The following is a 22376-nucleotide window of genomic DNA, read 5'->3' as shown; positions in this document are numbered from 1 at the left end:
AAATATCGAACTAAAATCATGGTAAAAGATTTATTTGCAAGAATACAAGATAATAAAGGTCCTCTAGGAAAGTGGGCTTCACAGGCAGAGGGATATTATGTTTTTCCTAAGTTAGAAGGTGAATTAGGGCCAAGAATGCAATTTCACGGCAAAGATATTTTAAACTGGAGTTTAAATGATTATTTAGGATTAGCAAATCATCCAGAAGTGCGTAAAGCAGATGCTGAAGCAGCGCAACAATGGGGAGCGGCATATCCGATGGGGGCTCGTATGATGAGTGGCCATACAAAATACCATGAACAATTAGAAAATGAATTAGCTGCTTTTGTTCAAAAAGAAGCTGCTTATTTGTTAAATTTTGGTTACCAAGGAATGGTTTCAATAATTGATGCTTTGGTGACTAAAAATGACGTTATTGTTTATGATGTTGATTCTCATGCTTGTATTATTGATGGAGTACGTTTACATATGGGAAAACGTTTCACTTATAAGCACAACGATTTAGAAAGTATGGAGAAAAACCTTCAGAGAGCTACAAAAATGGCTACTGAAACTGGAGGAGGAATTTTATTCATTACAGAAGGTGTTTTCGGTATGCGTGGTCAACAAGGGAAATTAAAAGAAATTGTTGCCATGAAAGAAAAATACAATTTCCGTTTATTAGTTGACGATGCTCATGGTTTTGGTACTTTAGGGAAAACTGGAGCAGGAGCAGGAGAAGAGCAAGGTTGTCAAGATGGAATTGATGTTTATTTCTCGACATTTGCTAAATCAATGGCAAATATTGGAGCTTTCGTAGCTGCAGATAAAGACATTATCGATTATTTAAAATACAATTTACGTTCGCAAATGTTTGCTAAAGCGTTACCAATGATTCAAACTATTGGTTCTTTGAAACGTTTAGAGTTATTGCGTAATTCATCTGAAATTAAAGATAAATTATGGGAAAACGTAAATGCATTACAAAATGGTTTAAAAGAAAGAGGCTTTAATATTGGTGATACTAATACTTGTATTACTCCAGTATATTTAGAAGGATCTATTCCTGAAGCAATGGTAATGGTAAATGACTTGAGAGAGAACTATGGTATTTTCTTGTCAATTGTGGTTTATCCAGTAATTCCAAAAGGTATTATTTTATTGAGAATGATTCCTACAGCTTCGCATACATTACAAGATATTGAAGAAACATTAGCAGCGTTTGAAGCTATCCGTGAGAAATTAGTAAACGGAACTTATAAGCAAATTGCAGAAGCGAATGTTGTAGATATGGAAAAATAATTTTCTAAAAAATATTTTAAAAAACCACTTGTTTACAAGTGGTTTTTTTGTTTTCAAAAATTGAAATCACCTTTTCGTAAAGTTCCCTTTAGGTTCTAAATTCTTAGTAATTAATTTTGGGAACAAATTAATTAGTCATGAGAAGAAAAATTCAGGAATATAGATTAGAGATTTTACTTGTTTTACTTTATGCTGCTTTAGGAACATTATTGTTTTATTTAATTTTTATTATCTAACAACTCTAATGAATAAAGCCAATAGTTCTTCCGATTTATCTGTAGAAACCGGTATTTCAATCTGATTTTGAAGTGTTACGGTCCCGCCATCTGATTTACTGTAACTCACAATATATTCTGTATTAATGATGTACGATTTGTGGCATCTAAAGAACTGATTATATTCTTTCAAACTTTCTTCAAAATTCTTTAAAAACCGACTAGTCACCATCTTTTTCCCCGAAGTTAATACAATTTGCGTATAGCTATTATCGGCTTTTAAATATAAAATTTCCGATGGCGCAATCATAACCAAATTATTACCATCTGGTACAGCAATTTTAGATTCTTTTTTTAATTGTTCCGAAACTTGAATGATACCGTTAAATGGATTGGAATGTTTTTTGGTAAATCTTTCAATCGTTGTTTTTAATTCTTCAGGATCAATAGGTTTAAGTAAATAGTCAATGGCTGAGGTTTTAAAAGCTTGTATGGCATATTGATTATAAGCGGTTGTAAAAATAATGGAAAAATTCATTTCGTTTTCATCAAAGAAATTCACAATTTCTAAACCATTGTACTTTGGCATTTCAATATCTAAGAAAACTAAGCTTGGTTTGTGTTTTCGAATAGCAATAACACCTGACGGCAAATCGTCGCAAACAGCAACAATTTCAACTTGTGGTGCTACCATTTCTAAAACACCTTTTAAATAAATTTGGGCTCTGCTTTCGTCTTCAATTATAATAGCTTTAATAGTTTCCATTACAGTTCGATTTTAATGATTACTTGAGTACCTATACTTTCTCCATTTTCAGTATATAAGTCAGTGTACTCAACAGTAATTTTATATTGGTCTTTATTCAGTAATTGTATGCGCTTTAAATTAGCTTTTGTGGCAAAAGATTTTGGTTTATTGGTATTTAAACTGTTTAATTCAGCCGATTTAATTCTACCAATTCCATTATCTTTTATAATTCCAATAAGCGTGTTTTGGTTTTCCAATGAAAAATCAATGGCTAATTCTTTATGTTTTAAACTATGACTTAAACCGTGTAAAATGGCATTTTCTACATAAGGTTGGTACATCATTGTTGGAATTTTAATTTGTTCCAAGTTATCAATGTTATGCGAATCGATTGTAAAATGTAAATCTTTAAAACGCATTTGTTGTAATTCTAAATAGAGTTGAAGCGATTCTATTTCTTCTTTCAAACTAATAGTATCAACATCTGAAAATTCTAAAATCTTGCGTGTTAGTTTAGAAAATTTAGATAAATATTGAGAAGCTTCTTTAGTTTCATTTGTAAAAATATACGATTGAATATTATTAATGGCATTAAAAAAGAAATGCGGATTCATTTGTGATTTAATTAATTGTAAGCGCGATTCTTTTAAGTTATTTTCCAATGTTAATTGAGCCACTTTAGCTAAGTTTTTCTTTTATATTTGTTGAATTTTGATGCTATAAATCCAATAAATAATGAGTAAGATGAAAAGAACAATCAAGCTGACAAACCACCATCGTTTCCAAAATGGAAGTAATATTTTAAAATGTTCGGTTTCAGTTGAAAAAATTAGATTATTGGTTTTTTGATCAAAAATTTTGAAATCTATGATATAATCATCCGATTTTAACTCAGGTAAAACAATTGATTCTGCATTTGCATCAAATCGAAAAGCTTTGCCATTAATGTAATAATAGAAATCATACTCATTTAGAATGTCAAAGTTGATAATATCAAAATTAATGGTAACCGAATTAAAGTTATGCGGTATTTTTCTAAATTCCGTAATTGGAAATATTTTATCGTTAAAAGTTATGGAGTTGATATTGATTTTGGGTAATTCCTTCAATTGAGTGTTATTTTCTAATGGAATTTGAATCAGTTTTTTATTGGTAATTAAAAACAGTTCATTGTTTACAATTTCAAAATCAATAATTGAGTACGAAGCACTTATACTATTTAATTTCTGTATTTTATTTTTTTGTAATTTAAAAATCGCATTTTTTGAAGATAAATAAAAACGATTTTTATAAACCTTTATGTTTCTGAAATCAATTTTTTCGTTTATAAAGTTTATGTTGCTTTTCGTTTTATAAAATGCTTTTCTATCGTTAGTTAAACCCCACAAAGTATCATTAGCAAAAGCAACTTTATTAGCATAAATATCTTGATTGTTAAAAAGAATTTTAGTTACAGAATTTTGTTTGCTAATACTATACAAACCTTTGTTTGTTGCTACAAAAAGAGTTTGGCTATTAAAGGAATAAGCGCATGATTTAGCTCTTAAATTTTCTATGGTATTGTGTCGGTTAACTTCTTCTTTAATGATGGTTTGTAAATCTGCTTTTCCAGCATAACCAGTCGATGCAATTCCAACTAAAGTATCATTAATCTTTACTATATCTTTTACTGAAGTATAGTTTCGGTACAATTTATTTTTCGAAATATCTTGAGCATAAAATCCGTTTCCAGTAAAGAAATTCCAATTCGAAAATGAATTAAAATCGAGAAATAAAATGTGATTATTTTCTTTGGTGTCAAAAAAAAGTTGAGCTTCAAGATTAGGTGAATGTTCATAGATTTTTCCGCTATTGGTTCCGGTATAAATGATTCCGTTTTTTTGAGAAATACTCGAAAATTCATCATTTGGTAACGAAAATTCTTTGCTTAATAAATCTTTAATAACGTAAATTCCATTAGTTGGCGAACCTATCCAAATAAAATTATTGGAATCTTTAGTATAACTTGAGACATTTTTATCGGTTAAAAAATGAAAATCGGCTTTAGGTTGCAATTCATAATCTAATCGATAAATACCATTTTTGGTTAAACACCAAATTTCATCCTTTTGTAAATATATATTTTGAAGAGTTTCTGGCAAAGCCAAAGTTTTTTGGGTAACAATGCCCGAAGTGTTTAAAAGGATAAAAGGAGTTTTAGGCTGACTTCTATCGGCCACAGCTATACATTTATCATTAGCAAAAGTAATCAGAGATTTAAAATCGTCTTGAAGACTTATGATTTTTTCAGTAGTTTTCTTTTTAAGATGATAACGATAAATAGTTTTATCACCATAATACAACCAATCGCCTAAAATTTGACAAAAAACAAAGTAATTTCCTTTAATTAAAAGATCTTGTTTTAGTGTTTTTAAATTAATTTGCTCAATTCCTTGATCCACAACCTTAAATAAATAATCTTTACTTATCGCATAGGATTTAAAACCTGAACTTTCAGTAGAATTTAATTGTTTTAAATTATTATTTTCGGTGTAAAAGAAATAACCATCAAAAGTTTGGTACCAAATTCTTCCATAAGGATCTTCTTTAATGTAAGAGCCTGATTTAGATAAACTACAATTGTTTTCAAATAACTTAAAAGATTTTCCATTAAATCGGAGTAACCCAATTTCAGAAGTACACCAAATATAACCCTTGGAATCTTTATAAATGTCGTAAATATTTTCGGAAGGTAAACCCGATTGCGAATTGATATTTTCAAAGAAAACGCCCTGCGCATGTAAGGAAACGCAAAGAAAGAAGCCGATAATTTTGAAAAAATATTTTTTCACAAATAGGGTTTTTGCAAATGTACTTGATAAAATTAGTTTTAAAAGTGTATTTCACAAACTCAAATATGGTTTTCACCTAATTTTCATCCCTTTTTTTGTCTGAAAACGATCACTTTTGCCTCGTTCACTGATAATTATAAAAATAAAAAGTATGAAGTTAAAAGTATTTTTAGCAGCTGTGTTGCTAACAAGTGGTTTACAATCTCAGGCTCAATTAGGAGATTTGGTAAAAAATAAATTAGCTAAGAAAAAAGAAAAAACAGAGAAAGCTGATAATTCAAAATCAGAAACGAAATCTAAAAAAAGTAAAAGTCCGTTAACGGTTCAAGTTCAAGAAGCGTTAGAGAATTTTAATTACGACGGAACTTTAACTGTAAAAAATGCAGATTGGACTAAGAATGAAGAAGTAAAAGACGCCAAAAAGATTTCAGGATATTATTATATGTATTCGCCAGTTTTTAATACGGTTGAAAAAGTATTTGTTCGTTGGAACGATTACACCTATAAAAGTGAATCGAAAACTTTTCCAGGGATGAACGTAGTAACTTCTATTTGGACAAAAGAAAGTGCAGATAAATCCTATATGCGATACGATTTGTATCCTTATGAAAGTAATTTGTTAAGTGCTCACGGTTTGTTGTATCAAATTACACCGGGTAAAATTTTAAGTCCAGAGCAAGATATGTTTGTATTGAATTATCCAAGAAATATGCGCGATGATAAAGGTTGGATTAAAAATAATTATGACTTAAATACACAAGAACCTTTTCCTGATAGTAGAGTATCGAATAGTTATGATATATCTAATGAAGTCAATGGTTTCTTAAAAGAACCTAAAAAAACGTTATTGATATTAGTTAAAGATTTAAAACAATTAGAAGGATTAACAGGTAAAAAACTAATAGAAACAATTGAGAAAAAATATATTCCAAAAGAATATTTTTCTATGGCTGCAGCAGCAAGAGCTGGAAATCAAGCAAAACCAAAAGGTACAACTTCTGGCGAATTTTACACGACTAAAGAATGGTATAACACTGCTAAATCAGGCATGACGAATGATTTATCGGCTGGAAAAACAATTAAGTACGGGTATGCGCCAAACGCAGGTTGGATTACTACTTATCATCCATTATTTGGAGTGCCATTGTATCAATCAGCTACGTATTGGTTTGTTGTAGAGCGTTCTCCAGAAGCTATGAAAAAGGATGTAAGAGGAAAGTACTATTTAATAGGAGCTAATTTAAGAAGAAAATATAACGGATCAGGTTACGATAAGCCTTATTATAACGGTTATTCATTTGCTGACCAAGATTTAACCGATGCAGAATTTGCAGAGTTTAAAAAGATGGCAGTAAAGTAATCATAGAGTGGGTTGGTTTGTAAAAGCACTTAGAAATAAGTGCTTTTTTATTTTCACAAACTCAAACAAGGGTTTCACCATATTTCAAAATAATTTCAGCTCACAAAACAAGACTTTTGCTTTAAAATAAATCTATTTATTATGAAAAAATTTTTACTTTTTTTAGTGTTAACTAGCTTAAATTTAGTTGCACAAACACCTATTTGGCATTATGCATTTGATGGTAATTCATCACCAGTAAACCCTCAAGGATATTATGGTGGTTCATTATTTAAAGTTTCTGGAGGTACTACAAATGCCTCAAATTTCGGAATGGATCGTTTTGGAAACTCAGGTAGTAGCTTAATTGTTAAAAATCAAACTGACTTTATCTATTATGCAAATTTGGCTAATTTACCACAAGGTAATAACCCAAGATCATTTTCTTTCTGGCTAAGAATTAAAAATCCTGGAAATCAAAGTTTGTTTTCATACGGAGGTACAACTAATAGTAACATGTTTAGTATGGTTATTCCTTCAACAACTACAGTTGCATATATTGTTTACGGTCCAAATACGTATGTTCAATTTGCAAACAGCGGACATCCTCGTTATGTTTCGATAAACTCCTCAGATCAAGATGCCTGGATACACTATACTGTTACTGCTGAAGCATCTGGAACAAAACTTTACAAGAATGGTGTGCTTATAGCTACAAACTCTATTACTTTAACTACAAGTGGCACCAATATAAGATTTGGATTACCACTTATGGATACTTATACCACGGATTCTACCCTTGATTTTCTATTAGATGATTTCAAAATTTATAATCAAGTACTCACACAAGCTCAAATTAAACAAATGTATGCTGATGAAGTAGCTTTTAATCCAACAAATTTAGTTGCATATTACGGTTTCGAAAATAATTTAGATTGTACTAATGATGCTACTTATAATTTAACGGCACAAAACCCTGCAGAAAACACATATGAAACAGGTATTATTGGTCAGTCAAGAAAATTTTTAGGTAATCCTGTTTATAACGATGCTATAGGGCAAGCTATAAATTATGGTGAATTTACCATAATGGCTTGGGAAAAAACCAATGTAAATCAAAGCGGGGCTGACTTTGCAACTGTTTATGAATTGGGTTCATCACTTTATGCAAGAAGAAGACAAAGTCTTTTTAAGACAGGGTATGCAAGTAACGCAACAACGTTCTTAGGAGAAGGTTCTACATCTGTGAACCCTATTTCAGAATGGGTACATCACACTGTAACCGTAAAAAGTTATAACGGATCATTTAATGCAGTTTATTACAGAAATGGAGAGTTATTATCCAAAACAGCCAATAATACTTCTACAACTTCGGTATATAGCTTTATTGATAAATTTGTAATTGCTGGTGGTACAGATGCTTCTGGTAATATAATGAGTAGTAAAAGACTACAAAACTCCAATATTGATGAAGTATATGTTTATAACAGAGTTTTAGATCAGTCAGAGATTTTAGCCACTATGTATAGAACTACTTCACCTGCAGCCGTTTTATCAAATTCTAACTTCGAATTAAAAGAAATTAGTTTATATCCAAATCCAACTAATTCGATGTTTACAGTAGATGTTCCAAACGATTCTGTAAAAACAATTTCAGTTGTAGATATAACTGGTAAAGTAGTGACGACATCAAATGTAACAACAGTAGATGTGTCTAATTTGATGTCTGGAATTTATATGGTAAAAGTAGAAACAATATCAGGTAAAACAGGAATGAAAAAATTAGTTAAATCTTAATAACTGATTTGATTATGTTAATTTTAAAAGGGATTCCATTGGAATCCCTTTTTATTTTTAGTCTATTGATTTAATATAGGTAGCACGCATTTTATTAACTTTTGGACCAAAATTCTTCCATAAATTATGAATAGCATGATTATCAACTAGTTCAGGTGTGCTAATACAAGTTTTAATTCCTTTTTCTGTAAAAACTTTGTAATAGTCGGCCATAATTAAAGCAGTAATTCCTTTGTTTTGATATTCTGGAGTAACTCCAATCAAATAAAAAACAGCTTCTTTAGAGTTCTTTTTTGCATCTAGAATATGCCACCATCCAAAAGGAAATAATTTACCTTTCGCTTTTTGTAAAGCTTGTGCAAAGTTGGGCATTACAATCGCAAAAGCTAAAATGTTATTGTCCTTATCTAATACAAACTTAATATATTCTGGATTGATGAACCTTATAAATTTATGTTTAATATGCTCAATTTGCTCTGGTGTAACCGCAACAAAAGATTCTAGTTTACTATAGGTTTCATTAAATAATTGAAACATATCATTAACGTAAGGTAGAATTTCAGCTGTTTTTTTAAAGTTTTTGGTACTAATATTGTAACGCGAAGCAATTAAACTACTAGCTCTTAAAAATGCATCTCCATTTACATTGTCAAATGAAAAAATGGTTTCTTGCCAAACTTTCTCTTGTTGGTAACCCAATTTTTCAAAATGCTCTTTGTAATAAGGCATACTATACCACGAAATAGCAGTGCTTAATTGGTCGAAACCTTCAATTAAAACACCAACTTTATCTAAATTAGAAAATCCTAACGGACCTTCAACATGATCCATTCCTTTTTCTTTACCAAATTTATAAACTTCGTCTAATAATGCTTTGGTTACTTCAACATCGTCGATTACGTCAAACCAACCAAAACGTGTTTTTGATTTTCCTAATTTGTTAACCTCTTCCCAATTGACAACTGCTGCAACGCGACCAACAATTTTATGGTTTTTATAAGCAAGTAATAAACGAATATCGCAGTTTTTTAAAGTTGGATTTTTGCTTTTATCAAAGGTATCCATTTCGTCAAAAATTAACGGTGGAACCCAAAAATCATTGTTTTTAAAAATTTCAAATTGAAATTTAACAAACTGTTCTAATTCTTTTTTAGTGCTAACTACTTTAACTTCAATCATTATTCTTCAATATCAACTTGATCTTTTCTTTTTTTCTCTTTGTCGGCTTTTTTCTTCATTTTTTTATCCATTTTACTGCCGTTATCTTTTTCAATTTTCACTTCTTCATATTTATCAGCAAATCTCCAAGAAAAACCTACACTTGCATTCATAATACTAGGTGTTCCTTTTACATTTTTACCTAATGAAGCATCTAATTGCATGTTCTTGTGAAATAAATAGGCAGCACCAATTCTAAACACGCCATCAGAATAATAATCACCATTATAACCTTGGTTTTCAAAGAAACCCGACCATTGTGAATTAAATCCTCTTGTTAAAGTTAAGATGTAGTTGATACTCGCAAAATCAGTTCCTATTTTGTCGTAACTAATATTGGTAACCAAAACCCAGCGAGAACCAAATTGATTTTGAGCTATAATTGTTGCTTTTGGACTAAATGAAGGTTCTTCAATATTAGAAGGAGCGTAGTTGAAAGGATTATCGCTAATTCCAAAATTTACACCTGCATAACCTGCCAAAGCAGGAATTAATTGTCTCCATTTAAAACTATGTTGTGCTCTCCAACTGTATAAATTTGGTTTTTCTTCATAGTTTTTATGTGGATCATAAAATAAATATTTGGCACCAAGCGTCAATTGTTTAAATCCGCTTCTACTTTCATCTACATAAACTGAATTAAATTTATCTCTTTGGTATTGTATTTCTCCAATAACTTCCAATTCTTCTTTCCAAACACCATATCGAAGTACAAGTTCTCCCATAAAGCCTTTTGCATCATAATTTAATTTATCATGATTTTCTGAAATATAAGATAAACCTGTTTCGGCTTGTATAATAGTTTTACCTACAGAAAACGCCATCATCGATTTACCAGGACGATTTGAATTAATATCATCGGTAAACTGTGCATTTATAAATTGAATACTAAATAAAGACGCGATTAATAAGCTTTTTGTAAACTTCATATTTTTAATTTTATTTTCAAAAATAATGTTTTTTATCATAATTTTAAGAAACAATTTTATGGAATTAGCTTCTAATAATGGTATATTTGAATTTTAAATTAGATGTAAAATGGAGACTGCTTCAGTATTAGGTTTTTTTAGAACCTTGTTATACATTATTTTATTTTATTATTTCTTTAAGTTCTTAGTTAGACTTTTTGCTCCAATTTTAGTTCAAAAAACGGCACAAAAGGTTCAAGAAAAGATGGAAGAACAAATGAGAAGACAGCAAGAAGCTTATAATAATCAACAATACAACCAACAAAAATCAGCTCAAAAAGAAATGCCAAAAGAGAAGAAAAAAGTTGGTGAATATGTAGATTTTGAAGAAATAGAATAATTATTAATTCACAACATTCAATGTTAAGGATATTGGTTTTCAATATCCTTTTTTTGTTACCTTAGCAACTTAAAATTCAAATTTATGCAGAGATTAAAATCGCTTTGGCCACATGCTTTAGTTATTATTGGTTTTGTAATTGTGGCGCTTATTTATTTTTATCCGGTTTTAGAAGGAAAAGTTATTTATCAATCTGATATTGCCCAATATACCGGAATGGCAAAAGAGCAAAACGATTTTAGAAGCGAATTTAAAGAAGAACCTTTTTGGACAAATAGTGCTTTTGGAGGAATGCCTACTTATCAATTAGGTGCAAATTATCCTCATAATTATATTAAGAAAGTAGATAGTATTTTACGATTTTTACCTCGTCCTGCAGATTATTTGTTTTTATATTTCTTAGGATTCTATATTTTATTAGTGGTTTTAAAAGTAGATCCATTAAAAGCTTTTTTTGGAGCTTTAGCCTTCGGTTTTTCAACATATCTAGTTATAATACTTGGTGTTGGACATAATGCAAAAGCACATGCCATTGCTTATTTTCCAATGGTTTTAGCTGGTGTATTGCTGGTTTTTCAAAAAAAATATTGGTCGGGTGGAATTTTAACTATGTTGGCAGCAGCGTTAGAAATTCAAGCCAACCACTTTCAAATGACCTATTATTTGCTAATTCTGTTATTGATTGTTGGTGTTTATTACATTATACAATTAGTAAAAGAAAAAGCATTTAATGATTTAGCTAAAATATTAGGAGTTTTTGCAGTTGCAGGTTTATTAGCAATTGGTGCCAATGCTACAAATTTAATGGCAACATCGGAATATACAGATTATAGTATTCGTGGAAAAAGTGAATTAACTTTTAATCCGGATGGCACTCAGAATGATACTAAAACTTCTATGAAGTATGATTATATTACAGAATATAGTTATGGAATAGGGGAAAGTTTAAATTTAATTGCTCCTAGATTATATGGTGGTGGTCATGGTGAAACTTTAAATGAAGATTCTGAAGTTTATAAATTTTTATTAGGTTACGGCGCTTCTCCTTATGAAGCTTTACAAACTGCTCAAGAATACGGGCGAACATATTGGGGCGATCAACCTATTGTTGAAGCTCCAGCGTATATTGGTATTGTAGTGTTTTTCTTGGCAATGTTAGCATTGTTTATAGATAATAGAAAAGTAAAATATGTTTTCGTTGCTGGAATTTTGATTTCTTTATTCTTATCATGGGGAAAAAACTTTGATTTCTTAACGAAGTTTTTCGTGAATTATGTGCCATTATACGATAAATTTAGAGCGGTATCATCTATACAAGTTGTGTTAGAATTGTGTTTTCCAATTTTAGCCATGATGGGATTACAATCGTTTTTTATTTCTTCAAAAGAAACTCAAATAAAAGGTTTAAAGAATTCGGTAATGTATACTGGCGGACTTTTAATTGCTTTATTAGTTTTAAAAGGAATGTTCAGTTTTTCAGGTGCTATAGATGGAAGATTATTAGAAGTTTTCCAACAAAGTGGAGATAATTCATTTGGAGTTGGTTTTGTGGATGCTTTAAAACAAGATCGTAAAAATATGTACACTAACGATTTGTTAAGAGGTTTGTTTTTTGTTTTAGCAGTTGCGGGAGCTTTATTTTTATATACTAAAGAAAAATTATCGTCAACAATTGCTGTTGTAGTTGTAGGATTACTAATGGTATCCGATTTGTTTACAATCGACAAAAAATATGTAGCACAAGATAAATTTGTAGATGCATATAGAATGGAGCAACCTTTCCAACAAACTGAAGCTGACAAAGAAATCATGAATGATAAATCAATTTTTAGAGTTTATGAAGTTCAGGGAAGATTGCAAGGAAGAACCTCATATTTTCATAAATCGGTGGGTGGCTATAGTGCTGTAAGGCCAAGAAGAATGGATGAATTGTTTAATTATGAAGTAGAAAATAAGTTTGATGAATTGTTTAATTCAGTAGATTTAGAAACGGGCAATTTAAACAAAAGTAATGCTGTTTTAGATTTATTAAATGTAAAATATTTAATTTTTCCAGGTAGAGAACAAGATATTGTAATAAAAAATCCTTCGGCTAACGGAAATGCTTGGTTTGTAGAAAAAGTTAAAGTAGTAAATTCTGCAGATGAAGAAATTAAAGCTTTAGATAAACTAGACACTAAGAATGAAGCAACTATTTTTCAGATAATGAATAGTGTTAAAGAAAATAGTTTAACATCTTATTCTAAGCATTTTTTTAGAAATCAAGAATATAAAAAAGATTCATTAGCTTCAATTCAATTAGAAGTATATAAACCAAATTATTTAAAATATATATCTAATAATTCAAATGAAGGTTTTGCAGTGTTTTCTGAAATGTATTACAAGAATGGTTGGAAAGCGACAATTGATGGAAAAGAAGCAAGTATTTATAATGTAGATTATGTATTACGTGGTTTGCAAGTTCCGGCTGGTAAACATACGATTGAGTTTTCATTTGAACCAAAAGTAGTTGCAACAGGAAGTACAATTGCATTAATAGCTTCAATAATTATGTTTTTAATAATTGGATACGGAGTTTACTTGGAAAGTAAAAAGTAATAAAAATAAAAAAAGCCTTAAACATTGTTTAAGGCTTTTTTTTGTCTCGCAAATTATTATTTTGCCGAGGTATATATAGTGGTAATAATGGAGTCGCTGTCTTTATCGTAAGTATCAATAACTAAATTTCCTTCAGCATTAAAGTGTCCAACAGAAATTTCGTTTCCTCTCACATATATGTAATGATTATCACTAGTTTTTCTTAAGAAACCATTTTTGTTTCCATTATCGGCATGAAATGTATAACCTTTATCATTTCTTTTTAATTGATATTTATTTCCTTTGTACATGTAATAAGCAGAACGATCTACATCTACATATTTTACATCACCATCTACCGAAACACTAGTTGTTTCAACTACTTCAACTGGGTTTGTGGTAACTTGTGGCATGTTTCTACCATTTTTACCATGTCTTTTAGTGTCGTCTACTTTTACATCTTGAAACTCTTTGGTTACAACTTTTTTCTCAACTTCTTTTACACCTTTTGAGTCTTTAACTGTTGTGACTTCAGTTGTAGTTTCACTTTTTACATTTAAGTTTTGTGCATAAAAACCAAAACTCATTAAACTTAATACTGTTGTTATTACAAACTTTTTCATAGCAATTTTATTTTATGATTATGATACAAAGTTACGTTTGGGAGGTGGCCAACGTGTTATTAAATTTTTTGAAAGTTTTATAGAATTTTAATCTGCATTAAAAAGTTGTCTTTTATTATTGACTATATTTGTGACTCAATTTTTAGCACTGAAAGATTCGAAGAAAATATTAATTATTACATATTATTGGCCACCAGCTGGAGGTCCAGGTGTCCAACGTTGGCTAAAGTTTGTAAAGTATTTACCCGATTTCGGAATTGAACCTCATGTATATATTCCAGAAAATCCAACTTATCCTTTACTTGATGAGAAATTAATTAAAGAGGTTTCGGATAAAGCAATTGTTGTAAAACAGAAAATTAGAGAACCTTATGCTTTAGCGGCTGTTTTTTCAAAAGGGAAAGCAAAAAAAATAAGTTCAGGAATAATTTCTGAAAAGAAAAAGCAATATTTTTTAGAAAAACTGATGTTGTGGGTAAGAGGCAATCTATTTATTCCAGATGCTCGTATTTTATGGGTAAAACCATCGGTTAATTATTTGAAGAAATATATTGTTGAACATCAAATAGAAACTGTTATCACTACTGGTCCGCCACATAGTTTACATTTAATTGGTTTACAATTAAAAAAAGAAACAAATGTAAATTGGATTACCGATTTTCGTGATCCTTGGACAACTATTGGTTATCACAATAAGTTAAAGTTGAGTAATTGGGCTGCAAAAAAGCATAAGACTTTAGAAAAAGAAGTTTTAAACACTTGTGATGAAGTTATTGTAACCTCGCCAACAACCAAAAAAGAGTTTGAAGCAATTACTTCTAAGCCAATTTCTGTAATTACAAATGGTTACGATGTAGAAAGAGTAGAGAAGAAGCCAATGGATGAAAAATTTACTTTGGCACATATTGGTTCATTGCTTTCAGAACGAAATCCAAAAGTATTATGGGAAGTTTTAAGCGAAATTATGGAAGAAAATGATTCATTTTCTCGACTTTTTGAATTAAAACTAATTGGAGCTGTAAGCGAAGATGTTTTACGTTCCATAAAAGATAGCGGACTTGAAAATTTTGTTCATCATTTAGGTTATGTTTCACACGAAGAAGCTTTACAAGAACAAAGATGTTCGCAAGTATTGTTATTAATTGAAATAGATTCGAAAGAAACAGCATGCATTATTCCTGGAAAAGTTTTTGAATATATTGTTTCAGATAGACCAATTATAGCAATTGGACCCGAAAATGCGGATTTTGCTTCCATAATAAAAGAAACTAATACCGGAAAGTTTTTTACCTATCAAGATAAAGAAAATATTAAAAAGCACATTTTAGAGCTTTTTGGAGCGTTTTTAAAAGATGAGTTAAAAGTTTATGCAGTTGGACTTCAAAAATACAGCAGAAAGCAATTAACAGCACAATTAAGTCATTTATTAAAATAAATACACATTTCAGTAATGAAGAAATTAGATTTACAAAATTGGAACAGAAAAGAGCATTACGAATTCTTTAAAAATTTTGATAATCCTTATTTTGGAATTGTTACTGAAGTTGATTGTACCGTTGCGTTTGACAATGCTAAAAAAAATAAAATTTCATTTTTTGCGAGTTATTTGCACAAATCGATGAAAGCTGTAAATGAAGTAGAAGCTTTTAAATATCGAATTTTAGAAGACGAAGTCGTTATTTATGATGTTATTCATGCTGGAACTACAATTGGTAGAGCAGATGGAACATTTGGATTTTCGTTTATTCATTTTTCCGAAGATTTTGAAACGTTCAATTTAGAATTACAAAAAGAGATTGAAGCGGTACAAAAATCAACAGGTTTACGCCTAAATAATGAAGATTTAAAACATAATCTAATAAGACATTCTACGTTGCCTTGGTCTTCTTTTACAGGTTTATTACATCCAACAAAGAATAGCGCTAGTGAATCGGTTCCAAAAATTACGTTTGGTAAAGCATATTTGAAAGACAATAAAAGATTTTTACCTGTTTCGGTTGAAGCAAACCATGCTTTAATGGACGGATATCACATAGCGCAATATTTAGAAAAATTTCAATTATTTTTAAGCGAAGAGAAATAGTGTTTGTAAATAAAAAAATCCTGCTTTGCATATAGCGCCGCAGGACTTTTAACAAACTAACCAACCAATCTATTTACTTTATTTTTTACGATCTAAACTTTCTTTTTCAGTTTTCTTGATTTCTACAACATCATCATCACTCATTTTTGCTTTTGTACCATCAGTTCTGTAGTAGTAGAAGTCGTTATCATTATATCCATAATCGTCATTGTAGTCGTAGTTGTAGTTTCCGTTTGAAGGACTGTAATGGTTTCCTTGTGGGCTATAGTTGTAGCCATAACTAGAACTATTTACATTTCCTACAATGTTTACAATTCGTCCTCTTCGATCATATACAATTCTTAAACCACCTACTTGTGTTAGCGCAAAACTGTTATATCTCATATAAACGGTACCAATTCTTTTTACTCTACCCACGTTGTCGTAGTTAATGTATACGTTTCCAATACGTCTAACACGTCCCATATAATCATGTTCTACACGAACTCCTACATTTGAATTTCCATAATAACCATATGCGTTTCCTCTTGGAGCGCCATAAGTTGTATTTCTTGGTCTTGGAGCAGTAGTAGCAACAGTATTAAAATCAAATTCACCATTTGGTAATACCATAAATTCAATTCCTCTTTCCATGAACACAATTGGTTCAGCGTAACGGTAATCTACTGGAGGATACATTCCTCTTTCCACATCATCAAAACCTTTTCTGCTGATGCTTTAGCAATACTTGTTCCAAATAAAAGAACTACTGCACTCAATACTAAAGTAATTTTTTTCATAATACATCAATTTAAGGTTAAACATTTAAACAACTTTATTTGTTTTGTTGTTTGATTAGGTAATTCCAATTTACGTGCCAAAAATTCATATTGAATAAAATTATATTGTAAAGTATTGGTTTTTAGTAAAATAAAAAAAGAGAAGCAATGCTTCTCTTTTTTGTAAAAATATTTTTATAAGATTATTTTCCCATCATCTCTCTTATTTTTTCTTGTAATACTTGAGGATCTTGAAGTGTTTCCATTCCAAACATTGAAATCAAAGCTATGATATAAACAATATATAATATACTTAATACAATTCCCACGATACAAAGAATGCGACCAATTTTTAAGTTATTATAGTTGCTATAAGCAGAAGGATTTTCGTTGTAAAGTGCTAAATCTTTTTTTGCAAGAACTAAACCAACGATTCCAGCAATTGCTCCTACAATTCCGTAGCAACAACATGTAATAATTGAAATAATACCAAGAACAAGAACAGGGGTAGCATTAGGTAGTTTTTGATTTTCCATTTTTTAATATAGTTTAAAGGTTAGTAATTATACATTTTATAGGCGTAAGATAATATCATTATAATTAGATTTATTATAGCAAGTGAAATAACTATACGAGTATAGTTTCTTGATTTGTCCACAATGTGAAGAAATAAAAATAAAAATAAAATGACTAAAGTATAAATAGGAGGATACATTTTAAAAGCTTCTACAAATTCTCCTTTCAAAAGCAATATTAAAGCTCTTTGCGTACCGCATCCTATACACTCAACACCAAAAAGTTTTTTGCTCATACAAGGTAACATGTATTCTTCCATTTTTTATAAAATTGATTGAATACAATTTTACAAAAAAATACTTTATTAAAATAGTTTTTTTGATTTAGTATATTTGGAAAAAATATTTTTTAAGATGAAAAATTGGTTATTAATAATAGTTTTTTTTGGTTGCGGATTTTATGCTTTATGGGAGCAAAGTAAACCTGAACCAAACAAGTTTTTAATGATTTTTTGCGTAGAAATTTTAGTGGTAGGGTTGTACAGATTGATGAAAAAAATACCAAGTAAAGAGGAAGAAAATGAAGAATAATTTTTTTGAAATAGGAGATAGAGTTGCGGTTTTAGATGATGTGATTGAAGGTGTAGTGAAACAAATTAAAAATGATCAAATTACCATTGAAACTAATGATAATTTTACGATGACATTTTTTGTCAACGAATTAGTTAAAATAAATAAAATGAATGATTTAGGTGATATTTTCTCTTCAAAAAGTTTAACTGAAGTTTTGAGTGATAAAAATTCACCAAAAAAGCACAAAACTGTAAAAATTAAACCTTCTAAAAAGGAAGATTTTGTACTTGAAGTTGATTTGCATATTGAAAAATTAGTCCCTTCTACAAGAGGAATGTCTAATCATGATATACTCAATATTCAGATGGAAGAAGTTAAAAGAAAGATGGATTTCTGTATCAAAAATAGATTGCCTCGTTTGGTATTAATTCATGGTGTTGGCGAGGGTGTTTTAAAGTCAGAAATTGAGTTTTTATTAGGTAGGTATGACAACATAGTTTTTCAAGATGCTAGCTATCGAAAATATGGTTTAGGAGCAACTGAAGTTTATTTTAAACAAAATGCAAATAGATAAATTCTTGATGAATAGAGATAAAAAAAGAGGCGCTTATTGCGCCTCTTTTTTGGTTTAAAATGTTGTTATTTTTAGTTCGGAACTAGATAAGTTCCAAATGTGAATTGGTCATGAAAATAGCTTAAATCGTCTTTCGTATAATTACAATTTAAAAGTGTAATGGTATGTTCAAAATAAGTGGTTCCGTTAATATCGGTTAAAGCAGTTGTAATTTCAGCAGTACCTTCTTCTGCGATCCATTCTTCTAATAATTCTAATGGTGAAGGAAGTGTTGCAGTACATATGCTAGAATTACTTAAACTTCCACCAGTATATAATCGTGAAATAACTCTGTTATCTGCATCTAATGTTACCGTTGTTGTTCCAGTAGCTGTAGGGAAATTAAATGTGTTAAAGTCTAAAATTAAAGCTTGATTTGAATTATTTCTGTAAATGGTATTAGAATCGCAAGAATCAGTACTTATACTAAAGTTGTAACTCATTGTATTGTTTTCAGAAATATAGTTTCCAAACAAAAAGTCAGTATAAGTGTTTGTTTGGTCCCCATTTGAGAATTGACAGTTAATCAATCTAATTTGATGTGTATAGCTAATTTTGGTTGATTTTGTAGTGCTGTTAACTTCAGTTAAGACATTTGTAATGATTTGAATTTGTCCGCCTGGATTTGCCACGTATTCTTCCTTTACAGTAGGAGAAGCAGGTGGAATAGTTGAACAAATAGTCGATGAGGTTACATTGTCAGAGTATAATCTATAAATTAAATTATCTGATGAGGTTAAAGTGTATACTATAGGGTTTCCGGGTTCGGTTGGAGTTTGCAAGAAATTAGATCCTGGAATGTCTAAAATCATTACTTCTTTTCCGTTTATAATATATAATAACGAATTACATTCTTGAACTGTTTCATTATCAAAGTTGAATGTTTTTAATTGCATATCTCCATCATCACATGAGTGTAATGAAATTGACAATAGTAATAAACCTAAGATTTTTTTCATTGAAATAAAATTTTAAAAAACAAAAATAAGGTTAATATTCAATATTTATAAACAGAGGTATTTCTTTTTATTAAAATCATATATTTTAAAGTCTGTAAAACATATATTTATGATTTTGTGAAAAAAAAACTTTGATTTATTTTCGTTAAATTCATTAAAAATATCGACTTTTATGGGCTTGATTTATATTTCATGTAATTTCAAGTTAAATCAACTAAAAACAAACAAACTTATATGAGTACAACTAATGTTCAAACTAAATGGGCTCAATTTATACCATTAGTTTCTGTATTTTTCTTTTGGGGATTCGTTGCAGCTAGTAACGATATTTTAATTCCCGTTTTTAAGAAAGCATTTGATTTATCCCAAGGGCAAAGTCAATTGGTTTCAGTTGCTTTTTATGTAGCATATACTGTTGGAGCAATATTATACATGCTCATTTCAAAAATGATGAAAGTAGATATTGTTCAAAGATTGGGTTATAAAAATAGTTTGTCTCTAGGTTTGTTGATTTCTGCTTTAGGAACGTTATTATTTTATCCTGCGGCAAATTCAGGTTCTTTTACTTTAATGTTATCGGGATTATTTATTGTAGGTTTAGGTTTTTCTTTACAGCAAACAGTAGCAAATCCTTTAGCTATTGTGTTAGGACCTATTACAACAGGTTCTCAGCGCTTAACTTTGGCTGGAGGTATTAATAACTTCGGAACGACAATTGGACCGTTAATTGTGACACTTGCGATTTTTGGTACAAAACCAGCAGCAGATCATGTAATTGATATTGCAACAGTAAAAGTTCCTTATTTAATTTTAGGATTAGCGTTTGCTTTAGTTGCGATTTTATTAAAGTTTTCTAGTTTGCCAAATAAAATTGAAGAACAAGAAGAAGAAGAAAATCATAGTAGTGTAAAGGATGTTCGTTCTTCTGCTTTAAAATATCCACAATTAGTTTTGGGAATGTTAGCTATTTTCTTATATGTGGGTGTAGAAGTATCTACGGCAAGTAATATGCCTGCTTATTTAGAGTCAGGTTTAGGAATGTCAATTAGTGATGTGGCTCCTTATGTTTCATTATATTGGGCAAGTTTAATGATTGGTCGTTGGACAGGTGCTGTAGAAGCATTAGGATTGTCAGAAGCTTCTCAAAAAATTATGAAGTTAATTATGCCATATATTGCTTTTGGTGTGTTTTTATTAGCAAGTTACTTAGCTGGAAAAGAGTTACAATCATTTTATGTATATGCTTTAGTTATTTTAGTTTTAATTGTGGCTGATTTTGCGAGTAAAGGAAATCCTGCAAATATGTTATTGATATTTTCTGGTTTAGGAATTTTAGCTTTAGCAACAGGTATGGCAACTAGCGGAATGGTGAGTGTTTATGCATTTACAAGTGTTGGTTTGTTCTGTTCTACATTATGGCCATGTATTTTTACTTTAGCAATTAGTGGATTAGGAAAACATACAACGCAAGGAAGTAACTTCTTAATTATGATGATTATGGGTGGAGGAATTGTAAGTTGGATTCAAGGTTTTGTTGCCGATTTTACTTCTCCGCATTTTAGTTATATCGTAGGTATTGTTTGTTTTGCTTATTTAGCTTTTTATGCTTATGCAGTAAAAGATATTTTAACTAAACAAGGAATTAGTTTTGATAAAAAAGTTAGTGGAGGACACTAAGACAAAATAAAAAATGAAAAGCCACTTTTAACGAAGTGGCTTTTTTTATGCAATGTTTCCAACAAGTTTTTTGGTGTTTCGTATCTTTGCAAAAAAAAGATACATGGAAAAGGTATATCTTGACAACGCTTCTACAACGCGAATTCGCCCAGAAGTAATTACTCATATGACAGAGGTAATGAGTCAGGAATTTGGAAACGCTTCTTCCACTCATAGTTTTGGACGCAGTGCAAAAGTAATTTTAGAAACGTCAAGAAAAACAATAGCCTCATTAATTGGTGCTAAATCAAGCGAAATTTTATTTACTTCATGTGGAACAGAATCTAATAATTGGGTTTTACGTTCGGCAGTAAAAGATTTTGGCGTAAAGCGTATTATTACTAGTAAAATTGAACATCATGCGGTTTTATATACTGTTTTGGCATTGCAAAGCGAATATGGTATTTCTGTAGAATTTGTTCCATTAGAGATCAATGGAGCAATAAATTACCATGAATTAGAGAATATTTTATCTGAAGAAACTCAAGGGAAAACCTTAGTGAGTTTAATGCATGTAAACAATGAAATTGGAACGATTCTCGATTTAGAAAAAGTAGGGACTTTGTGCCAAAATTATAATGCTTTATTTCATTCGGATACGGTACAATCGGTTGGAAAAATGGAAATAAATTTAGCAGAACTTCCGGTGGATTTTATAACGGCTAGTGCGCACAAATTTCATGGACCCAAAGGTGTTGGTATCTTGTTTGTAAAGAAAAATCATGTGTTGCAGCCTTTGCTTTTTGGTGGCGAACAAGAAAAAGGTTGGCGTGCCGGTACAGAAGCTGTTCATCAAGTTGCTGGGATGGCTAAAGCTTTGGAAGTTTCGTACCAAAAATTAGCAGAAGAACGAAATCATATTCAAAATTTAAAAAACTATTTGCGCGAACAATTGTTAGAAGCTTTTCCGGAAGTGGTTTTTAATGGCGAACAGTTTAACGGAAGCTTTACTAATGAAACTTTTTATAATTTGGTAAATGTTATGCTGCCGTTTTCAACAGATAAAACATCAATGATTTTGTTTGCTTTAGATATGAAAGGAATTGCAGTTTCTCGCGGAAGTGCTTGCCAAAGTGGAAGTGTTCGACCTTCTCATGTTTTAGCAGAAATTTTAAATTTAGAAGACATACAAAAACCAAGCTTACGTATTTCTCTAAGTCATTACAACACCAAAGAAGAGATTGATTATTTGATTGAAATGTTGAAAGCAGTGTAAATTTTA

At 30.2% G+C, this 22376-nt stretch carries 21 protein-coding genes; 11 read left to right on the top strand and 10 right to left on the bottom strand.

What is annotated here, in order from left to right; translation table 11 throughout:
- Window positions 1–18 precede the first annotated feature (18 nt).
- The gene (locus tag GCU34_RS05710) at window positions 19–1281 is read left to right on the top strand and encodes an aminotransferase class I/II-fold pyridoxal phosphate-dependent enzyme (RefSeq protein WP_072785770.1); all 1263 of its coding nucleotides are present in this window, start codon (window positions 19–21) and stop codon (window positions 1279–1281) included.
- Window positions 1282–1509: 228 nt separating this feature from the next.
- Here GCU34_RS05710 and GCU34_RS05705 read toward each other — a convergent pair whose 3' ends face one another.
- Genes GCU34_RS05705 through GCU34_RS05695 form a run of 3 tightly spaced genes read right to left on the bottom strand, consistent with a single transcriptional unit; the run spans window position 1510 to window position 5075 of the window.
- Complete coding sequence (locus GCU34_RS05705) at window positions 1510–2262, bottom strand: LytR/AlgR family response regulator transcription factor (RefSeq protein WP_084657021.1); 753 nt, start codon at window positions 2260–2262, stop codon at window positions 1510–1512.
- Window positions 2262–2921 carry a sensor histidine kinase gene (locus GCU34_RS05700; protein WP_072785768.1) on the bottom strand — a complete coding sequence of 220 codons (660 nt, stop codon included), beginning with the start codon at window positions 2919–2921 and terminating at the stop codon, window positions 2262–2264. The genes GCU34_RS05705 and GCU34_RS05700 overlap by 1 nt, the downstream gene beginning before the upstream one ends.
- Window positions 2922–2939: 18 nt before the next feature.
- On the bottom strand, window positions 2940–5075 hold the full coding sequence (locus GCU34_RS05695; RefSeq protein WP_072785766.1) for a two-component regulator propeller domain-containing protein: 2136 nt from the start codon (window positions 5073–5075) through the stop codon (window positions 2940–2942).
- A gap of 151 nt (window positions 5076–5226) precedes the next feature.
- Between GCU34_RS05695 and GCU34_RS05690 the strand changes: the two genes are divergently transcribed.
- Window positions 5227–6435 (top strand): hypothetical protein, encoded by a 1209-nt coding sequence (locus GCU34_RS05690; protein WP_072785764.1) that lies wholly within the window; start codon window positions 5227–5229, stop codon window positions 6433–6435.
- Between the two features lie 141 nt (window positions 6436–6576).
- Window positions 6577–8211 (top strand): LamG-like jellyroll fold domain-containing protein, encoded by a 1635-nt coding sequence (locus GCU34_RS05685; RefSeq protein WP_072785762.1) that lies wholly within the window; start codon window positions 6577–6579, stop codon window positions 8209–8211.
- Window positions 8212–8268: 57 nt separating this feature from the next.
- Here the strand turns inward: GCU34_RS05685 and GCU34_RS05680 are convergent, their stop codons facing one another.
- Entirely contained in the window at window positions 8269–9390 is a 1122-nt protein-coding gene (locus GCU34_RS05680) for a GNAT family N-acetyltransferase (protein WP_072785760.1), read from the bottom strand.
- A complete protein-coding gene (locus tag GCU34_RS05675; RefSeq protein WP_072785881.1) occupies window positions 9390–10358 on the bottom strand; it encodes a transporter in 969 nt (322 codons plus the stop codon). Before GCU34_RS05675 ends, GCU34_RS05680 begins: the two co-directional genes overlap by 1 nt.
- A 109-nt stretch (window positions 10359–10467) precedes the next feature.
- Here GCU34_RS05675 and GCU34_RS05670 point away from each other — a divergent pair, with 109 nt between their 5' ends.
- A complete protein-coding gene (locus GCU34_RS05670) occupies window positions 10468–10737 on the top strand; it encodes a DUF4834 family protein (RefSeq protein WP_072785758.1) in 270 nt (89 codons plus the stop codon).
- Window positions 10738–10821: 84 nt separating this feature from the next.
- On the top strand, window positions 10822–13335 hold the full coding sequence (locus tag GCU34_RS05665) for a YfhO family protein (RefSeq protein ID WP_072785756.1): 2514 nt from the start codon (window positions 10822–10824) through the stop codon (window positions 13333–13335).
- A gap of 56 nt (window positions 13336–13391) precedes the next feature.
- On the opposite strand, the gene GCU34_RS05660 is transcribed toward GCU34_RS05665, so the two are convergent.
- Window positions 13392–13937, bottom strand: a complete 546-nt coding sequence (locus GCU34_RS05660) for a hypothetical protein (RefSeq protein ID WP_072785754.1) — start codon at window positions 13935–13937, stop codon at window positions 13392–13394.
- Between the two features lie 130 nt (window positions 13938–14067).
- Here GCU34_RS05660 and GCU34_RS05655 point away from each other — a divergent pair, with 130 nt between their 5' ends.
- Together GCU34_RS05655 and GCU34_RS05650 are read left to right on the top strand one after the other, a co-directional pair.
- The gene (locus GCU34_RS05655) at window positions 14068–15372 is read left to right on the top strand and encodes a glycosyltransferase family 4 protein (protein ID WP_227658745.1); all 1305 of its coding nucleotides are present in this window, start codon (window positions 14068–14070) and stop codon (window positions 15370–15372) included.
- A gap of 15 nt (window positions 15373–15387) precedes the next feature.
- The gene (locus GCU34_RS05650) at window positions 15388–16020 is read left to right on the top strand and encodes a chloramphenicol acetyltransferase (protein ID WP_072785752.1); all 633 of its coding nucleotides are present in this window, start codon (window positions 15388–15390) and stop codon (window positions 16018–16020) included.
- Window positions 16021–16098: 78 nt separating this feature from the next.
- On the opposite strand, the gene GCU34_RS05645 is transcribed toward GCU34_RS05650, so the two are convergent.
- The 3 genes from GCU34_RS05645 to GCU34_RS05635 all read right to left on the bottom strand — a co-directional run bounded on the left by GCU34_RS05645 (window position 16099) and on the right by GCU34_RS05635 (window position 17613).
- Complete coding sequence (locus GCU34_RS05645) at window positions 16099–16710, bottom strand: hypothetical protein (RefSeq protein WP_152378376.1); 612 nt, start codon at window positions 16708–16710, stop codon at window positions 16099–16101.
- Window positions 16711–16981: 271 nt separating this feature from the next.
- The gene (locus GCU34_RS05640; protein ID WP_072785749.1) at window positions 16982–17314 is read right to left on the bottom strand and encodes a CCC motif membrane protein; all 333 of its coding nucleotides are present in this window, start codon (window positions 17312–17314) and stop codon (window positions 16982–16984) included.
- Window positions 17315–17334: 20 nt separating this feature from the next.
- A complete protein-coding gene (locus tag GCU34_RS05635; protein WP_072785747.1) occupies window positions 17335–17613 on the bottom strand; it encodes a DUF2752 domain-containing protein in 279 nt (92 codons plus the stop codon).
- A gap of 94 nt (window positions 17614–17707) precedes the next feature.
- On the opposite strand from GCU34_RS05635, the gene GCU34_RS13615 reads away from it, so the two are divergent.
- Both GCU34_RS13615 and GCU34_RS05630 read left to right on the top strand, forming a co-directional pair.
- Window positions 17708–17884 carry a hypothetical protein gene (locus GCU34_RS13615; protein ID WP_178138364.1) on the top strand — a complete coding sequence of 59 codons (177 nt, stop codon included), beginning with the start codon at window positions 17708–17710 and terminating at the stop codon, window positions 17882–17884.
- Window positions 17874–18440, top strand: a complete 567-nt coding sequence (locus GCU34_RS05630; RefSeq protein ID WP_072785745.1) for a Smr/MutS family protein — start codon at window positions 17874–17876, stop codon at window positions 18438–18440. Before GCU34_RS13615 ends, GCU34_RS05630 begins: the two co-directional genes overlap by 11 nt.
- A gap of 71 nt (window positions 18441–18511) precedes the next feature.
- On the opposite strand, the gene GCU34_RS05625 is transcribed toward GCU34_RS05630, so the two are convergent.
- Window positions 18512–19438, bottom strand: coding sequence for a hypothetical protein (locus GCU34_RS05625; protein WP_072785743.1), 927 nt, complete (start codon window positions 19436–19438; stop codon window positions 18512–18514).
- A 234-nt stretch (window positions 19439–19672) separates the two neighbouring features.
- Between GCU34_RS05625 and GCU34_RS05620 the strand changes: the two genes are divergently transcribed.
- On the top strand, window positions 19673–21115 hold the full coding sequence (locus GCU34_RS05620) for an MFS transporter (protein ID WP_072785741.1): 1443 nt from the start codon (window positions 19673–19675) through the stop codon (window positions 21113–21115).
- A gap of 103 nt (window positions 21116–21218) precedes the next feature.
- A complete protein-coding gene (locus GCU34_RS05615; protein WP_072785739.1) occupies window positions 21219–22370 on the top strand; it encodes a cysteine desulfurase family protein in 1152 nt (383 codons plus the stop codon).
- The last annotated feature ends 6 nt before the right edge of the window (window positions 22371–22376 follow it).

It is taken from the genome of Flavobacterium haoranii (genome assembly GCF_009363055.1).
Lineage (GTDB): Bacteria > Bacteroidota > Bacteroidia > Flavobacteriales > Flavobacteriaceae > Flavobacterium > Flavobacterium haoranii.
This window is presented reverse-complemented; position numbering and strand designations above follow the sequence as displayed.

Bases quoted from the DNA above. Each gene is read 5' to 3' on its own strand.
- GCU34_RS05710 (WP_072785770.1), top strand. From the start codon at position 19: ATGGTAAAAGATTTATTTGCAAGAATACAAGATAATAAAGGTCCTCTA.
- GCU34_RS05705 (WP_084657021.1), bottom strand. From the start codon at position 2,262: ATGGAAACTATTAAAGCTATTATAATTGAAGACGAAAGCAGAGCCCAA.
- GCU34_RS05690 (WP_072785764.1), top strand. From the start codon at position 5,227: ATGAAGTTAAAAGTATTTTTAGCAGCTGTGTTGCTAACAAGTGGTTTA.
- GCU34_RS05685 (WP_072785762.1), top strand. From the start codon at position 6,577: ATGAAAAAATTTTTACTTTTTTTAGTGTTAACTAGCTTAAATTTAGTT.
- GCU34_RS05680 (WP_072785760.1), bottom strand. From the start codon at position 9,390: ATGATTGAAGTTAAAGTAGTTAGCACTAAAAAAGAATTAGAACAGTTT.
- GCU34_RS05675 (WP_072785881.1), bottom strand. From the start codon at position 10,358: ATGAAGTTTACAAAAAGCTTATTAATCGCGTCTTTATTTAGTATTCAA.
- GCU34_RS05670 (WP_072785758.1), top strand. From the start codon at position 10,468: ATGGAGACTGCTTCAGTATTAGGTTTTTTTAGAACCTTGTTATACATT.
- GCU34_RS05665 (WP_072785756.1), top strand. From the start codon at position 10,822: ATGCAGAGATTAAAATCGCTTTGGCCACATGCTTTAGTTATTATTGGT.
- GCU34_RS05660 (WP_072785754.1), bottom strand. From the start codon at position 13,937: ATGAAAAAGTTTGTAATAACAACAGTATTAAGTTTAATGAGTTTTGGT.
- GCU34_RS05650 (WP_072785752.1), top strand. From the start codon at position 15,388: ATGAAGAAATTAGATTTACAAAATTGGAACAGAAAAGAGCATTACGAA.
- GCU34_RS05640 (WP_072785749.1), bottom strand. From the start codon at position 17,314: ATGGAAAATCAAAAACTACCTAATGCTACCCCTGTTCTTGTTCTTGGT.
- GCU34_RS05635 (WP_072785747.1), bottom strand. From the start codon at position 17,613: ATGGAAGAATACATGTTACCTTGTATGAGCAAAAAACTTTTTGGTGTT.
- GCU34_RS13615 (WP_178138364.1), top strand. From the start codon at position 17,708: ATGAAAAATTGGTTATTAATAATAGTTTTTTTTGGTTGCGGATTTTAT.
- GCU34_RS05630 (WP_072785745.1), top strand. From the start codon at position 17,874: ATGAAGAATAATTTTTTTGAAATAGGAGATAGAGTTGCGGTTTTAGAT.
- GCU34_RS05625 (WP_072785743.1), bottom strand. From the start codon at position 19,438: ATGAAAAAAATCTTAGGTTTATTACTATTGTCAATTTCATTACACTCA.
- GCU34_RS05620 (WP_072785741.1), top strand. From the start codon at position 19,673: ATGAGTACAACTAATGTTCAAACTAAATGGGCTCAATTTATACCATTA.
- GCU34_RS05615 (WP_072785739.1), top strand. From the start codon at position 21,219: ATGGAAAAGGTATATCTTGACAACGCTTCTACAACGCGAATTCGCCCA.